This window comes from Nostoc sp., from assembly GCF_036919575.1.
Classification (GTDB): Bacteria; Cyanobacteriota; Cyanobacteriia; order Cyanobacteriales; family Nostocaceae; genus Nostoc.
On sequence record NZ_JBALBY010000106.1, the window covers coordinates 32,595 to 49,202 of the forward strand.

12 protein-coding genes and 1 pseudogene are annotated in these 16,608 nt (G+C 43.3%); 9 read left to right on the forward strand and 4 right to left on the reverse strand.

Annotation, left to right across the window (positions count from 1 at the left end; all coding sequences use genetic code 11):
* Positions 1 to 42: 42 nt before the first annotated feature.
* Positions 43 to 906: pseudogene (locus V7K27_RS26465) on the forward strand (sensor histidine kinase); the annotation flags it as partial.
* A 360-nt stretch (positions 907 to 1,266) separates the two neighbouring features.
* On the opposite strand, the gene V7K27_RS26470 reads toward V7K27_RS26465, so the two are convergent.
* Both V7K27_RS26470 and V7K27_RS26475 read right to left on the reverse strand, forming a co-directional pair.
* Positions 1,267 to 1,926, reverse strand: coding sequence for a DUF1361 domain-containing protein (locus V7K27_RS26470; protein ID WP_334951256.1), 660 nt, complete (start codon positions 1,924 to 1,926; stop codon positions 1,267 to 1,269).
* Between the two features lie 636 nt (positions 1,927 to 2,562).
* A complete protein-coding gene (locus V7K27_RS26475) occupies positions 2,563 to 3,039 on the reverse strand; it encodes a hypothetical protein (RefSeq protein WP_334951257.1) in 477 nt (158 codons plus the stop codon).
* A gap of 601 nt (positions 3,040 to 3,640) precedes the next feature.
* On the opposite strand from V7K27_RS26475, the gene V7K27_RS26480 reads away from it, so the two are divergent.
* The 3 genes from V7K27_RS26480 (at position 3,641) to V7K27_RS26490 (ending at position 9,838) form a co-directional block, all read left to right on the forward strand.
* Positions 3,641 to 4,879: a glycosyltransferase gene (locus tag V7K27_RS26480; RefSeq protein ID WP_334951258.1), complete on the forward strand. Its 1,239-nt coding sequence runs from the start codon at positions 3,641 to 3,643 to the stop codon at positions 4,877 to 4,879.
* Between the two features lie 483 nt (positions 4,880 to 5,362).
* Positions 5,363 to 7,045, forward strand: a complete 1,683-nt coding sequence (locus tag V7K27_RS26485) for a glycosyltransferase family 39 protein (RefSeq protein ID WP_334951584.1) — start codon at positions 5,363 to 5,365, stop codon at positions 7,043 to 7,045.
* Positions 7,046 to 7,309: 264 nt separating this feature from the next.
* Positions 7,310 to 9,838: a mannose-1-phosphate guanyltransferase gene (locus V7K27_RS26490; RefSeq protein WP_334951259.1), complete on the forward strand. Its 2,529-nt coding sequence runs from the start codon at positions 7,310 to 7,312 to the stop codon at positions 9,836 to 9,838.
* 53 nt (positions 9,839 to 9,891) lie between these two features.
* On the opposite strand, the gene V7K27_RS26495 is transcribed toward V7K27_RS26490, so the two are convergent.
* Positions 9,892 to 10,152: a Txe/YoeB family addiction module toxin gene (locus tag V7K27_RS26495; protein ID WP_334951261.1), complete on the reverse strand. Its 261-nt coding sequence runs from the start codon at positions 10,150 to 10,152 to the stop codon at positions 9,892 to 9,894.
* Positions 10,145 to 10,399, reverse strand: coding sequence for a type II toxin-antitoxin system Phd/YefM family antitoxin (locus V7K27_RS26500; protein WP_109007431.1), 255 nt, complete (start codon positions 10,397 to 10,399; stop codon positions 10,145 to 10,147). The genes V7K27_RS26495 and V7K27_RS26500 overlap by 8 nt, the downstream gene beginning before the upstream one ends.
* Positions 10,400 to 10,603: 204 nt before the next feature.
* Here V7K27_RS26500 and V7K27_RS26505 point away from each other — a divergent pair, with 204 nt between their 5' ends.
* From V7K27_RS26505 to V7K27_RS26525, 5 genes are all read left to right on the forward strand, one after another.
* Positions 10,604 to 11,635: a chlorophyll a/b binding light-harvesting protein gene (locus V7K27_RS26505; protein WP_334951263.1), complete on the forward strand. Its 1,032-nt coding sequence runs from the start codon at positions 10,604 to 10,606 to the stop codon at positions 11,633 to 11,635.
* A 3-nt stretch (positions 11,636 to 11,638) separates the two neighbouring features.
* Positions 11,639 to 13,072, forward strand: coding sequence for a chlorophyll a/b binding light-harvesting protein (locus tag V7K27_RS26510; RefSeq protein WP_334951264.1), 1,434 nt, complete (start codon positions 11,639 to 11,641; stop codon positions 13,070 to 13,072).
* Between the two features lie 210 nt (positions 13,073 to 13,282).
* Positions 13,283 to 13,795 (forward strand): flavodoxin FldA, encoded by a 513-nt coding sequence (gene fldA / locus V7K27_RS26515; protein WP_334951585.1) that lies wholly within the window; start codon positions 13,283 to 13,285, stop codon positions 13,793 to 13,795.
* Between the two features lie 67 nt (positions 13,796 to 13,862).
* Complete coding sequence (locus tag V7K27_RS26520; RefSeq protein WP_334951265.1) at positions 13,863 to 14,618, forward strand: alpha/beta fold hydrolase; 756 nt, start codon at positions 13,863 to 13,865, stop codon at positions 14,616 to 14,618.
* A 719-nt stretch (positions 14,619 to 15,337) separates the two neighbouring features.
* Complete coding sequence (locus V7K27_RS26525; RefSeq protein WP_334951266.1) at positions 15,338 to 16,372, forward strand: chlorophyll a/b binding light-harvesting protein; 1,035 nt, start codon at positions 15,338 to 15,340, stop codon at positions 16,370 to 16,372.
* The last annotated feature ends 236 nt before the right edge of the window (positions 16,373 to 16,608 follow it).

Sequence of the window (16,608 nt, forward strand, 5' to 3'; positions counted from 1 at the left end):
ATTGCCGCCATTACTGAAGCCCGAGAACAGGTCGAACGCACACTGCTGGATTTGCAACAAGCCCAAACGCAACTCGTGCAGGCAGAAAAAATGTCAGCATTGGGTAATTTAGTTGCTGGGGTTGCTCACGAGATGAATAATCCTTTGGGCTTTATTTATGCTACTCTCCAACAAGCTAAACCCACCATTGCTGATATTATTGAACACCTGAAACTCTATCAAGAAAGTTTAATCAAACCGGATGATGACATCAAAGACCACGCTGAAGAAATTGACTTGGATTATAGCTTAGAAGACTTGCCCAAAATGATTGATGCAATGGTGATGGCCTGCGAACGCCTGAAAAATGTCAGCACCAGTCTCCGCACTTTCTCTCGTGAAGATAAAGATTATAAAGTGCTTTTTAATATCCATAAAGGCATTGATAGCACAATTTTAATTCTCAAACATCGCCTGAAAGCAAATGAACAACATCCAGCCATTGAAGTGATGGCTGAATATGGAAACTTACCTGAATTCGAGTGTTTTCCAGGGCAATTAAATCAGGTATTTATGAATATTCTGGCGAATGCTATTGACGCATTAGAAGAAGCAAATTCTGGGCGGAGTTTTATAGAAATTAAGGATAATCCCAACCAGATTATAATTACAACCTCAGTGGCAGATGATCACATAAAAATATCAATTGCTGATAATGGAAACGGAATAAGTGAAGGAGTCAAAGAAAAAATATTTGACCATTTATTTACTACAAAAGGAGTTGGGAAAGGTACGGGTTTAGGACTAGCGATCGCTCAGTCTATTGTGGTAGAAAAACATAACGGTTCACTGGTTGTGAATTCTACACTTGGTGAAGGAACTGAATTTGTCATTACCTTACCAATTCTGACTCAGACTCAAAATTAACTTGGTCGAGACTCTGAAATTATTTGGTGATTATCAGCAGTTCTGGATATGGTAAATGTCTGACTAGAACACAAAAATGCTATTGCTCGTTTGACCCGAAATTCACCTAATCTCGGTATTGTGATTAATTGCATATCATATCCCTCCTATCAACGTGATCAGATACATCAGACCAGACCATCAATATTCAATGATCTGATAGGACGTTATTCTCAGATGGTGGCGGTTGAAGTTCAACCGTTTGCTTTTGAATTTTTATCTCAAAATTGGTTTAGTTGCATCTTTCTTTAGACAGGCAATATTCATCCTGGGAATTACTAATTAAAACCCAAAATTTCAAAGCCAAAATCGCCACGTTCATCAAATGTTTGGCGTGTTAGAGTTTGCACGTCCTGAGTTTATCCCTATTTTCCTATCTGGTTGCCTGACAAAACCCAAAGTCACTCGTTTCATAATCCAGTACAATCCAACAAGTATCACAAAACTGATCGCAAGAATCACCAATGGCTGTTTACCGAGAATTTCCTCAACACCTTTGGTCAGTACGGCATCGGGTTGAGTAATAAAATCCCAACTGTTGAAACGCAAAAATCGTCCCCAATAAACACCAACAGCACAAAGAGCGTGGGTAATCAATTCAACTCGCCAAATCCATTCACTTTTGCCGATGCGATGTAAGTAGTGACCCCAATTTATTAACGATATTACGTAAGCTTCAAATCCACCCAAAATTACTAGTAAATACACAGGAATTAGTACTAAAGTAATCATCCACACCGATTGAATTCTGCGGATATCGTCTATTAGGTGAATGACATCAGTCAACAAATATGGTGCATTCGGTAAAAAAGCATAGAAAACTACGAATCCTAGCCACCAAAGCCAAGTGCCACCGCGCCTCATGCGAAATAGCCACACACTCAAAGCCAAAGGTATAAAAGCCAGAAACAAATTCCAAGTCATCCAACTCATATTAATTCGCAAGACCTGTACAACTCTGGCTATCAATTCTTCTTTCATAGGTGCTAACTCAGAAGACGTTTGATTGATCTAGATTCACTCTGTAGTGTTAGTGTTAACTTCAGTGATTGACTGATAAAATTTTTGTATACCCAAGGAAATTTATTTACTCCAAGACCAGACAAGGCTTTTGTGTCACTTAAAAGCAAATGTACACTGATATATCTCTGAAATTTAGAGTTTTTATGTCTTTCATACTGGGGGATAAAATTTATCAACCAATCGACTTAAATCACTAGTATAGCCAGAAAATCATCAGGGTAAAATCTATCATACAAAGAAAGTCTGAGCGACAGAAAACCCCGTTGAATAACTTCTTGTGGACTTTTTTTATGGGAATGTTGCCCCTGTCCTAGCTATTATATTGATTTTATTTTGCCCTGCTAGAGTTCCAGAAGCACTCGACTACGGGGGGCGATCGCTTGTTTGGGTGAGGTGGTATTGTAGAGCTCTTAGCAGAATCCTGTGAACAAGTAGCTTGAATAAGGTTGGGGAGTAAGGAATCTCACTTCTTTACTCGGAACTCAGAACTGTTTTGCCCAATGCCCCATGACGGCAGTTGCTCCACTTGGGGAAACCCCAAGACCGCACTGCCTCCCCCATGCCCCATGCCCAATGCCCAATGCCCAAATTGGATTATTCTGGCTGGCTACAATATTTATTCATTTCATTCATGAACGTATCCGACTGCTTGCCAATAGTTGTAGCCCTTGTCAGTGCTGAGTCAATTTCGGCTCTAGCCTTTTGGATTTTTTCTCTACCAGATGCCGAGGCTTCTGCTGTCTTGGTCGCACCAAGCGCCCTACCTGCTTTAGCGATCGCTTGACTGAGATTCTGAAAAATTTTGACAAAACTGCTTTGAAATTCTTTCAACTTGGGGTCTGTTAACTTCAGTTCCCGAATCGATTTAGTCACAAATTCCAAATCTTTAGACAGCTGTATGCTGGTGATCACTTGCGTTCCTTTATTTTTATCAATCAAAGAAGTTCCAGCATTCACAACTCGAATCAGTCGCTGGCACTGGGAGACTTTATTTTCGCTGCAACTAGTAATCAACAAAGCAATGCTCAGGCTCACAGGAGCAATAACGGTATATTTATGTAAAACAGACATTAACACCCCAACAACAATAAAACCAAGAATATAGTATCTAATATTACAGCTTAAGTTATGAACCCACTACAAACTCTCAGTATTGGGATAGTCACCTAATATTTATATTCCCAGAGCAATATCTTGACCGCCTTTGCGTTGTCTTGGCTATATTTTGTTTAAGTAAGTGGGCACAATAAAACCAATGTGTGTGAAGAAAAGTAAACAAGGCTCAAACTCTTTTTCCCCCTGCTCCCTGCCTTATCCCAACGATAATTATTTACGCCGACCTACTTATTAGCCCTACTAATACTAAAAAGTCTTTACATAAGTCTTGGTAAACTGGATATTTGCTGGCTTAATGCTACAGTATGATTTTTTGTATAAAAAATTATACTTATCTAAGTATTAGCATAAAAATAAGTGGCTAAATTTAAAGTTTAGATAAAGTTTAGGAAAATATTCGGAATTGAGGTGTGGGAATTACTAAACTTTTCAAAACAGCTAACTGTAACAAAAGTATTCATAAAGCTTTGAGTAAGCAGGTTCAGTCAATAAAGCCACCAGATGTTCGGCTCTATTTCCTCCAGCCTTTACCATCGTTGTTCTGTAATATGAAATTATGAAGACAAACTCATCCAGCTCACTGTTAACAGTACCAACTGGTCCACTAAAGATTTCCGAGTTGCCGCCTAAGCATGTGGGTATAAGTGGTGAATCTATCGATCTTTCTTTAGTAATTCCTACTTATAAAGAGCGTGACAACATCCAGAATGTGGTCAGCATATTGAGTCAGTTATTGGATGAATCTATTCCAGGAAACTATGAACTGATTGTGGTAGACGATGATAGCCCAGACCGAACTTGGGAAATAGCAGAATCCTTGACGCCAGAATACCCGCAGTTGCGGGTGATGCGACGCCAACAGGAACGGGGGCTGTCTTCAGCAGTGATTCGTGGGTGGCAAGCAGCGACGGGGAGTATTTTGGGGGTGATTGATGGAGATTTGCAGCATCCACCAGAGGTGCTGATGCAATTGTTGCGTAGTGTTGAGCAGGGAGCAGATTTGGCAGTAGCCAGCCGTCATGTCGAAGGAGGCGGTGTCAGTAGCTGGAGTGTTGTCAGGCGTTTCTTGTCTCGTGGCGCTCAGTTGTTAGGCTTGGTGATTTTACCGGGGGTACTGGGCAGAGTTTCCGATCCCATGAGTGGTTATTTTATGGTGCGCCGGAGTGCGATCGCCAATGCAACACTCAATCCCGTCGGATACAAAATTCTTTTAGAGGTAATCGGCCGGGGAAAAGTAGACCAAGTTGCCGAAGTTGGGTATGTGTTCTGCGAACGCAAAGAAGGTGAGAGTAAAGTTACATGGAAGCAATATATAGATTACATCCACCACTTAGTGCGGTTGCGGCTTTCCACAGGGCGAGTGGGACGATTGAGTAGAAAAGTCAATTTCCCAATTGGTCGATTTCTCCGTTTTGGGTTAGTTGGCTTGAGTGGTGTGTTTGTGGATTTAACGGTGTTTTACTTGCTGCGTACTGTGATTCATTTAGGTTTAACTCGCAGTACAATTCTTTCGGCCGGAGTGGCAATCATAAATAATTTCCTATGGAATGATTTATGGACTTTTGGTGATATTTCTCAGAGGCAACGCGATCCGCATCAACGTTTCAAGCGATTCTTGAAGTTCAGTGCGATCTGTTTGGCAGGAGTTATATTACAAGCTCTAATAATTAACTTTCTCTATAATGTCTTGGGGATAAATGAGTATTTAGCTAAGTTGATGGCGATCGCAGTTGCTACAATCTGGAATTTCTGGATTAATTTGAAACTTAGCTGGCGCGTCACCGACGTTAAATAGTCACAACGAGGGATTTGAGATTTTGATTTTTGTTTTTAGATTTTAGAACGAACGTGAACTACCCACACTGACCTGAGGGTACAGTGTGGGCTTCCAGTTTCACGGAGGATTGCCGCATCTTGGATTTGCGTCCGCGAATTGGTCTTACATTCTCTCCACTGGCGTTAGCCTCCCCCGTCCCAGGTTTCGTCATTGCCGCGCCTTATATCCCGCCACTGACCTGACTACAGGTTCAGTGGGGGACGAGGGCGATTTAGTTAAATCTCAAACGTCAAATCTACAAATCCATTCGTGTGAGGCGCCCCAATGAGAGTTTTTTTCCCAGGTGCATTCTCTTTTTACAGAAAAATTATCTCGTTGTTACCAGTCTATGCTACCTATTTTCTGCCTTTGGCAGATGCAAACTTTGGCTCAGAACACAAGCATTGGCATAATTGGCAGGCTCGTCTCCCTCCTTTTTGGGTTCACCTCTTGCTGAACTTAATGTGGTTGCTGATCGGCATTGGCTTGCGCCTAGCTAACTTGACTGCAAAGCCTCCTTGGACTGATGAGTTTTCCACCTTGGTGTTTAGCTTAGGGAATAATTTTTTATCAGTACCCCTAGATCAAGCGATCGCACCTGATATTCTATTGCAACCACTGCAACCAAACCCAGCAGCTAGTATTGGTGATGTGATTCATAACTTAGTTACCCAAGATACCCATCCCCCACTGTATTTTGTGCTGGCTTACTTGTGGATGAAATTATTTAAGAGCGACGGAGGATTAGTATCGCTGTTTGCGGCGCGATCGCTACCAGCTTTAATCGGTGCTGCCTCCATACCGTGTGCTTACGTATTAGGTAGGGTCGCGTTTCGTTCGCCATTAGTGGGACACTTGGCTGCTGCGATGATGGCAGTATCACCCTACGGCATATTTTTAGCACAAGAAGCGCGTCATTACAGTTTGGCAGCTTTATGGGTAACTGCTTCTCTCACCTGCTTAGTAATTGCCACACGTCATATTCAAAATCGGACACCTTTACCTATATCGATAGCACTTTTATGGGTGGCAATTAATGCTTTAGGTGTTGCTACTCATTACTTCTTCACCCTCACCCTCTGCACAGAAGCTGTAGTTTTGATTTTTCTGGCTTGGCTTCAATTACAGACTAGCAGCAAATTTTCTCTGTTCTTCTCTCCTCCCTGGCGGCGCATTTATGCCGTTGCCATAGGTACTTTTGTAGCGGGTTTAATTTGGCTACCAATCTTTTTAGAGAATAGAAATCGGAGTAATTTGACCGAGTGGATTCAAGGTTCGCGCGTCGGACTAGATTGGTTCAGCCCAATTTTCCAAGCTTTAGGCACATTGATTACAATGATTTCCCTCCTGCCAGTTGAATCTCCACAGCTATTGGTAATGATTCTTTCTGGACTGGTGATGCTGATTTTCTTTATTTGGGCAGTACCAATTCTGGTAACTGGGATTAAGATTCAATTACAGCACCCAGAAAGCCGGATGATGATTCAGGTGCTTGCGGGAGTAGTTATCAGTGCGATCGCTTTATTCTTTATCTTTACGTACTTTTTAGGAATCGATCTGACCAGAGGTGCCCGCTATAACTTTGTTTACTTTCCCGCCGTGATTGTTTTATTAGGGGCAAGTCTTGCCGTTTGTTGGCATCCTCCCAAGGAATTGATCCCAAAAGAACAAGGGATAAAAGAGACAGGCAGATGGGGAATAAACGGGAAAAAAGCCGTGATGTTAATTTGGTTAATGGGATTTGTCAGTGCAGTTACAGTATTCTGCAATCTCGGCTATCAAAAATATTATCGCCCTGACCTGTTTGTGCAACTAATTCAACAAATATCCCCAGTACCAGTACTGATTGCTACTACTCAGAAAACTCATGTACACACTGGGGAAATGATGGGGGTAGCTAGGGAGTTTAAACTTACCAATTCACCCCAAAAACTTTTGTTTCTCCTTGCTCATCAAGAGCAATACCCTGAGACTTCCACTATTGCTCTAGAAAATACTTTAAATAAATTACCACGACCTTTTGACTTGTGGCTAGTAAACTTTCACGCCCCCGTAGCAGAAACCGTCAAAACATGCGTTATGTCTGATACTCAATCTTTGCCAAGGGTGAACGGCTATGAATATGAACTTTATCATTGTCAATAAGTGGGGGAGTGGGGAGTGGGGAGTAGGGAGTGGGGGGATGAGGGGGAGTGAGAATTTTAGATTTTAGATTTTGGATTTTAGATTGAAATTTAATCCAAAATCTAAAATCTAAAATCCAAAATTGAATTGCCCCATGCCCCAATCTATATGCATCTTATGGAAGTTCCTCAAATATCGATATCCATAGGAGACTAGAGAAAGAAAAACAAAATATATCTGACAAATTTTAAAGCAGCGAAGGCTGTAAATACTTAAGGAGGATTTATGCGTGCAGTACTAATGGCAGGCGGTTCGGGAACGCGGCTTCGCCCGTTAACTTGCGATCTGCCCAAACCGATGGTGCCGATTCTAAATCGACCAATTGCCGAACATATTATCAATCTCCTCAAACGACATCAAATTACCGAAGTTATTGCGACATTGCATTATTTACCTGATGTCTTGCGAGACTACTTTCTAGATGGCAGCGATTTTGGTGTCCAGATGACCTATGCCGTCGAAGAAGATCAGCCTTTAGGTACAGCAGGCTGTGTGAAAAACATTGCCGAACTTCTTGATGAAACTTTTTTAGTGATTAGCGGTGATAGCATAACAGATTTCGACCTGACGGCAGCGATCGCATTTCACAAACAAAATAAGTCAAAAGCTACTTTGATTTTGACTAGGGTTCCTAACCCGATTGAATTTGGGGTGGTGATTACCGATGAAGAAGGACGGATTCGGCGATTTTTAGAAAAACCCTCTAGTAGTGAAATTTTCTCCGATACCGTCAACACTGGCACTTACATTCTCGAACCAGAAGTTTTGGAATATCTGCCAGTAAACACTGAATCCGACTTTTCCAAAGACTTATTCCCCTTACTACTAGCAAAAGAAGAACCAATGTATGGTTACATTGCTCAAGGTTACTGGTGTGATGTTGGTCACTTAGATGCCTACCGCGAGGCTCAGTATGACGCTTTAGATCGAAAAGTGCAACTGGATTGTGCCTACAAAGAAGTTTCTCCTAACTTATGGGTAGGCCAAAATACTTACATCGACCAGACGGCTGTTGTTGAAGCCCCAGCAGTGATTGGTGACAATTGCCGCATCGGGGCAAGAGTACAAATTGAGGCAGGAACCGTAATTGGGGATAATGTCACTATTGGTGCTGATGCGAATCTCAAACGCCCGATAGTGTGGAATGGGGCAATCATTGGCGACGAAGCACATCTTTCGGCCTGTGTGATTTCCCGTGGGACTCGTGTAGATCGCCGCGCTCAAGTATTAGAAGCTGCTGTTGTAGGTTCGCTTTCCACGGTGGGAGAAGAAGCCCAAATTAGCCCTGGTGTGCGCGTTTGGCCGAGTAAGAAGATTGAGTCAGGAGCAGTTTTAAACATTAACTTGATTTGGGGGAACACCGCCCAACGGAATTTATTTGGGCAACGTGGTGTACAAGGATTAGCTAATATCGACATCACCCCAGAATTCGCCGTGAAATTGGGATCTGCTTACGGTTCTACCTTGAAACCTGGTTCTAAGGTAACGGTTTCCCGTGACCAGCGTAATGTCTCTCGGATGGTGACGCGATCGCTGATTGCTGGTTTAATGTCAGTAGGTGTTGATATTCAAAACCTCGATGCTACAGCTATCCCCATTGCCCGCACGGTTATACCCACAATGTCGGTAGCTGGTGGTATCCATGTCCGGGTACACCCCGATCGCCCCGACTATATTCTGATTGAATTCATGGATGCCAAGGGCATTAATATCTCCAAAGCCCTGGAAAAGAAAATTGAAGGGGCTTACTTTAAGGAAGATATGCGGCGGGCGCTAATTCATGAAATTGGCGATGTATCTTACCCCAGCCAAGTCATTGAGCGCTACTGCACTGCTTTTGAAAAACTGTTGCATGTTCATACACTCCGCAACAGTCGCGCAAAAGTGGTGATTGACTATGTTTATGCGGTATCGGGGGCAGTTTTACCCCAAATGTTGGATAAATTTGGCGCTGATGCAGTGGTGCTGAATGCCAGTGTCAATAAAACGGCGATGTCAATCACCGACCGCGAAGGACTGCTGACTCAGTTAGGTCATGTAGTGGAGGCATTAAAAGCTAACTTTGGCGTGCAAGTATCGGCTAATGGCGAACAGCTAATTTTAGTTGATGAATCAGGCTTCCCAATTCGGGGAGAAATGTTAACAGCACTGATGGTGGACATGATATTAACGGCTAACCCCAGAGGAACAGTAGTAGTGCCAGTTCATGCTTCCAGTGCGATTGAACTAGTCGCCCGCCGCCACGATGGTAGGGTGATTCGCACCAAAGCCAATCCTACAGCCTTAATGGAGGCTTGCCAGACAAATCCAAATGTGGTAATAGGAGGTAGTGGAGAGACTGGTTTTATTTTTCCGCAACTGCATCCGGGATTTGATTCCATGTTCTGCATTGCGAAGATAATTGAGATGTTGACTATACAGGAGCGATCGCTTGCTGCTGCGCGGTCAGAATTGCCCCGTGTAATTCACAAAAGTTATACAGTACGCTGCCCGTGGACAGCCAAGGGTGCTTTGATGCGTTACTTGGTGGAAACTCACCCAGCCCAAAACCTAGAACTCATCGATGGGGTGAAAGTTTGTCAACCTTACGATGACAGTTGGCTGTTAGTTTTACCAGATGCCAGCGAACCACTGGTGCATTTGTATGCAAATAGCAACGATCGCGATTGGGTAGATGAGACGATCAGAAACTACCGCAGCCGTGTGCAAACGTTTGTGGAACGACAACAAGAATATCAACCCGCCGAAGTGTAATTTGTAATTCGTAATTCGTAATTGAATTCTTTAATTACGAATTACGAATTATTTTAATAATGGTATCGACAAGAAATAATCGTTAGATAGGCATCTTCCACCGCATAAACCAAACGATTTGTATCATCAATTCGCCGCGACCAAAATCCAGCTAAATTTTCCCCTAGAGATTCTGGCTTACCTATACCCTCACAAGGTATCTGCATCGTCTCCTGAATTAGTTTATTGATTCTTTTGAGTGTCTTCTTGTTTTGCCCTTGCCAGTAAAGATAATCAGCCCAAGCCTCATCCGTCCATGCCAGCATTCTAGTCATTGAGCAAATCTCGTTCCACCACTTTCCCCTGCTTGAATTGAGCAATAGAACGTTCCAAATGGGCTGCATTTGTCGGAGACTTCAGTAAATGCACAGTCTCCATCAGACTATTGAAAAACTCTAGCGACATCACCACCGCATCATCCGCATCCCGTCTGGTGATGATCGTATAGTCGGCATCTTCCGTCACCCGATCTAAAACCGTCTTCAGGCTATTTCTCGCCTCGCTAAAAGAGATAACTTTCATCCTGCGGAAACCTGTACTGTTTATTGTACAAGTCTAGCGTTTTCTGGAATTTGTTTCTGGAAATACTTTACAAAAGTTTACTTTCAATAAATGAAAAAATTTTTCAATAAGTCTGATAGGATATCTTCAGGCTTATTGAGATAGATATTCATTAAGTCGCTAATATATTTCAGTTATTTGCAAACTTTTTCAGGAGATAACGCTATGACTTGCGTGGCTGTTCAAACACCGGAGTCGATTCCCTGGTGGGCAGGGAACGCCCGGTTAACCAACCTTTCAGGTAAGCTTTTGGGCGCTCACGTTGCTCATGCGGGGTTAATTGTCTTCTGGGCTGGTGCAACAACCCTTTTTGAACTTGCCCATTTCAACCCAGCGCAACCAATGTACGAACAGGGGTTGATTCTATTGCCTCATCTCGCAACCCTCGGTTGGGGTGTAGGAAGTAGTGGACAAATAGTAGATACCTATCCCTACTTTGTCATTGGAGTATTACACCTAATTAGCTCCGCCTTCTTAGGACTTGGTGGCATCTTTCATGCCTTACGTGGCCCCGCCATCTTAGAAGAGAGATTTTCCTTCTTTGGCTATCGCTGGGAAGATGCAAATAAAATGACCACGATTCTGGGTATTCACCTAGTATTGCTGGGTCTGGGAGCCGCCTTATTGGTTGCTAAAGCCATGTTCTTTGGCGGCTTGTACGATTCTACGGTGGGTGAGGTGCGCGTAATTTCTAACCCTACTTGGAACTCCGTCGTCATTTTTGGCTACTTATTTGGTGGCGGTGGCAAGCATTGGATTGCTGGAGTTAATAACCTGGAAGACTTAGTTGGTGGTCACATTTGGGTCAGCATTCTCTGCATTGCTGGCGGTATCTGGCACATTACTACTCAACCTTTGGGCTGGGCAAAGCAGCTTTTTATCTGGTCAGGAGAAGCATACCTTTCTTACAGCTTGGGTGCTTTAGCTCTCATGGGTATGATTGCTGCCTATTTTGTCTCTGTTAACACACTAGCTTACCCACCGGAATTTTATGGGCCAGCCCTGAGTATTGGGTTTGACCGTTTTCCCTACTTCCAGAGTGGAGATTTACTATCCTCTCGCGTTTGGCTGGCGAATGCTCATTTCTGGCTAAGTTTCTTCTTTCTTCAAGGGCATCTCTGGCACGCTTTACGCGCTGCTGGATTTGACTTCTCAAAGGGTAGAGTCATCCGTTCAACTCGTGGGGAGGCAATCTAATCAATGGCAACTGCAACAATAACAACGCAGGAATCCGGTTGGTGGGCTGGTAATGCCCGGTTCATTAACCTGTCGGGTAAGCTTTTGGGCGCTCACATTGCTCATGCTGGGTTGATTGTCCTTTGGGCAGGAGCAATGACCCTATTTGAACTCACCAAATACAACCCATCCCAACCGATGTATGAACAGGGGTTAATCCTGCTGCCCCATCTGGCAACCTTGGGATTTGGTGTTGGCGATCGCGGCGAAATTATTGATACTTATCCCTATTTTGTCATTGGTGTTTTACATCTGATTAGTTCTGCCGTACTAGGGGCTGGCGGCATTTACCACGCCCTTTTAGGCCCGGAAGTATTAAGTGAAAACACCTCTTTTCTTGGCTTCTTTGGCTACGACTGGGAAGATGAAGACAAGATGACTACTATCATCGGCATTCATCTGCTGTTGTTGGGGTTCGGGGCGTGGTTATTGGTGGCAAAGGCGCTGTTTTGGGGTGGTCTTTACGATCCGGCAGTAGCATCTGTACGAGTAATTACTGAACCGACTATTAACCCTGGTCGCATCTTTGGCTATCTCTTCGGTGCTTTTGGCAAACAGGGGATGGCAGCAGTTAATAACCTAGAAGATGTCATCGGTGGACATATTTGGGTAGGAATACTGTGCATTGCCGGAGGATTTTGGCATATTCTCACCAAGCCTTTTGCTTGGGCGAAAAAGGTATTGTTTTGGTCTGGTGAGGCTTACCTATCCTATAGCCTGGGCGCTCTGGCTTACATGGGTTTATTGGCAGCCTATTTTGTCACGGTAAATGATACCGTTTATCCCACAGTTTTCTATGGCCCGTTAGGACTTAGTACTACTGCATCAGGAGTAATTACGGTTCGGACTTGGCTAGCAACTAGTCACTTTGCTTTGGCGGTTGTATTTTTAGCTGGTCATATCTGGCACGCCTTGAGAGTTCGTGCGATCGCGGCTGGACTTGATTTTCAACAGGGAGTTATCAATCCTGCGGGGAGTCCTGAAATCGGGAATTTTGACACCCCAGTAAATTCTTCGGATATCAGCCTGAAGTTTTTGGCGAATCTTCCTATTTACCGTCAAGGTTTATCTCCTTTTTCACGGGGGCTGGAAATTGGCATGGCGCATGGCTATTTCTTGATTGGGCCATTTGTCAAGTTAGGGCCGCTGCGGGATACGGAGTTGGCGAATCAAGCAGGGCTACTTGCCACAATCGGACTGGTATTGATTTTATCTATTTGTTTGTGGTTGTATGGTAGTGTGTCGTTTGAAAAACGCAAACCTGCTCAAGGAGAGCTACCAGAAAACATGAAAACGGCTAAGTCTTGGAGCGAGTTTAATGCTGGCTGGACAGTGGGTAGCTGCGGAGGAGCTTTGTTTGCCTTCTTGCTGTTAACCAATAGCAGTTTGTTTTTCTAAGTTGCATCAACTTGGTGAGGTTTATACCATTTTGGATTTTAGATTTTAGACTTCGACTTCGTTCAGTCGAACAATTTTGGATTGTGAAAAAGTTAGTAAATAAGCTTTTTGGCGATCTATTGTGTCGCAATCATTTTTCAAATTGGTATTACATACAAGGCAAATAGGTATCTTGGCGATCGCACAACTATTTATTTATCAGGTGACAATATGTCGAAAAAAATTGGTTTGTTTTACGGTACTCAAACTGGCAACACTGAATCTGATGCTGAAAAAATTCGGGATGAGTTTGGTGGTGATGTTGTAACATTACATCCCATTTACGAGGCGGATACTACCACTTTCGATGAGTATGAATTGCTGATTATTGGCTCTCCCACTTGGGATATTGGTCAACTTCAGAGCGATTGGCAAAGCTTTTTCCCCGATCTAGATGAAATAGATTTTAAGGGTAAGCTGGTTGCCTATTTTGGTGATGGAGACCAATATGGCTATGCCGATAATTTCCAGGATGCAATTGGAATTATCGAAGAAAAAATTTCTCAGCGAGGTGGTAAAACTGTTGGCTACTGGCCAACTGAAGGGTATGACTTTGAGAACTCTAGAGCTTTGAGAAATGGCAAATTTGTCGGATTGGCACTTGATGAAGGTAGTCAATCTGAGTTAACAGACGAGCGAATTAAAACTTGGGTTGCTCAGTTGAAGACAGAATTTGGTTTGTAGAGATTTGGGGCGCACAGCTAGCTGTGCGCCCTTACTGAAATTGATAATTTAGAAGTTATAGGTATTTATGTCTGATTCATTTGATGTTTTGTGGTTAAGTGCCAGTCCTGTTTTGCAGCGTTTTGATAAACCATTACTTGATTATTTATCTGGGTATATAAGCGTCGCCCAGTGGGAATATCAGCAAACTAAAGATGAAGGCAGTTCCATAGAGCAAGCTGTGGAGTTGCTATGTGATTTTTTAGAATGGCGCGATCGCCCCGTGCATCTAGCAGGTCATGGGATGGGTGGTGCGATCGCCTTAAGCTATGCCCGTCGATTTCCTCAAAAAGTGCGATCGCTCACTCTGCTGGCTGTAGCATCTCAACCCGCCAACACTTGGCACGCTCACTATTACTTTCAGCGACAACTTTTTAGCATCAGCCGTGAGCTAGTTTTAGCAAACAGCGTTCGTAGTCTTTTTGGAAATCAACCACCTCATACCACTAAGAAGTTAGTAGCTGCCTTAGATAAAGATTTAGAACAATCTCCATCATCACACTCTTTATTTAAGTTGGTTTATTTACCCAAGGGTGGAGTTTCTATGCCAATGATGGTATGTGGTAGCAAGAGTGATCCGGTAGTCAATCCACCTGCATTGCATGACTGGTTAAATTGGTTAAAGCCAGAAGATAAACTCTGGGAATGTCCACAAGGATATCATTTTTTTCACTACTTCTATCCTCAACAGGTTGGCGAACAGATTTTGAGTTTTTGGCAACACCACCATCCGCATCTACTGGAAACATCTGCACTATCCCTAAGCACTTCTACATATTCATAAAGAAGTCGGAAGTCGGAAGCGTTGCCCTGAGCTACGCCGAAGGGTCGGAAGTCGGAAGCGATGCCCTGAGCTTTGTCGTTCGCGCAGCGTCTCTAAGAGTTGGGTACAGTTTTGTAACGGGGATAAAGACTCATTGCCACAAAACTTAAAGCCGTCCTTTATGAGGGGGTTTTAGACCCATCTTTTTGATAAAGGCAGAAAAACTCACACTTAAAAGCTAATATTTGTTTGCATAGTTCGAGCGGTGATAGTTACTATTATCGCTCCGCTTGCGTTGCCTATTTTTCCTCCAGTTTTGATGATTACATTTTGTAAAGAGATAAGCTAAATAAGAATTATTTTCAATAGACTAAATTTGTAATCTCAATAATTAATAATTAGCTTCAACAAGTAGAGTATGTGCCAACAAGTGATCATCTCTTGGACATTTAACTTGCATATTACCTGAAAGTAAAACTCTTGTGGGGTGGGCAGCGTTCGACTGAGCGCTCACGCCGAAGTCTTGCCCGCCCTGGTTATGCAAATTAAAAGTAAATTAGCTTATCTGACAACAATCGGTAACGCCTACGGTGAATTGGAACAAGCCCTCCTTCCTTCAGGTAAAAGCTTCGCATCTACACATCTGGTAGCTGATTTGTTGTACTCAAGCGACATTTAACTGCTGAAATAAGAACTAATTAATTGAGTATTACTGGCAACAATTACTTATCAGCTTAACAATGCAGACATACGGCAATCCCAACCTCAAATTTGATTGGTGGAATGGTAACGCCCGCTTCGCCAATCTTTCTGGCTTATTTATCGGCGCTCATGTGGCACAAGCAGCACTGACGACGCTCTGGGCTGGGGCGTTTACATGGTTTGAAATCTCTCGCTTCAATCCCGAAATACCTATGGGCGAACAGGGGTTGATTTTGCTTCCCCACTTAGCCACCTTGGGTTTTGGTGTAGGCGCAGGTGGTCAGGTAGTCGATACTTACCCTTATTTCGTTATCGGCGCTTTACACTTAATTTCTTCTGCTGTGCTTGGTGCAGGCGCACTTTTCCACACCTTCAAGGCTCCAAAAAACTTAAAAGACGCCACTGGTCGCGCTCGGAAATTTCACTTTACATGGGACGACCCGAAAAAACTTGGGTTTATCTTAGGACATCACCTGATTTTCTTAGGATTAGGTGCTTTACTCCTGGTAGGAAAAGCGATGTTTTGGGGAGGACTGTACGACTCAACAATTCACGATGTTCGAGTTGTCACCGACCCCACCCTCAACCCCTTGGTCATTTATGGCTATCAAACCCACTTTGCCACAGTTAACAACTTAGAAGATTTAGTCGGCGGTCATATCTATGTAGGTTTGTTACTAATTGGCGGCGGTATTTGGCATATCCTCATAGAGCCTTTACCTTGGGCGAAAAAGCTTTTAATCTTCTCCGGTGAAGCCATCCTTTCCTACTCTTTGGGTGGTATAGCCTTAGCGGGATTTGTTGCAGCTTACTTTTGTGCGGTGAATACATTAGCTTATCCCGTGGAATTTTATGGCTCTACCTTGGAAGTAAAACTCGGAGTTAGCCCTTATTTTGCCGACAGCATTAAGTTAGCGAACGGTGCTTACACTTCCAGAGCATGGTTAGCAAATGCCCATTTCTTCTTAGCCTTCTTCTTTTTGCAAGGTCATCTGTGGCACGCCCTGCGAGCAATTGGCGTTGACTTTAGGCAAATTGAAAAAGCATTAAATACGATTGGTAGCGAATCGTAACAAATGCTGAGTTAGGAGTTAGGAGAGACGCGATTAATCGCGTCTGTACAGGAGTTAAGAGTTAAGGGACTTCCAAATAAAAAACATTCCAAAACTGACGCAAAAACCCTCTGTATTTCCCCTCTCTCTGTGTCGCGCCAGTTGCTTCAAGTCGGGGAACCCGCCCAACGCACTGGCTTCTCTGTGTCTGGAGTGGTTCGTGGATAATTTATTTCTTGGAAATCCCTTAAGAGTTA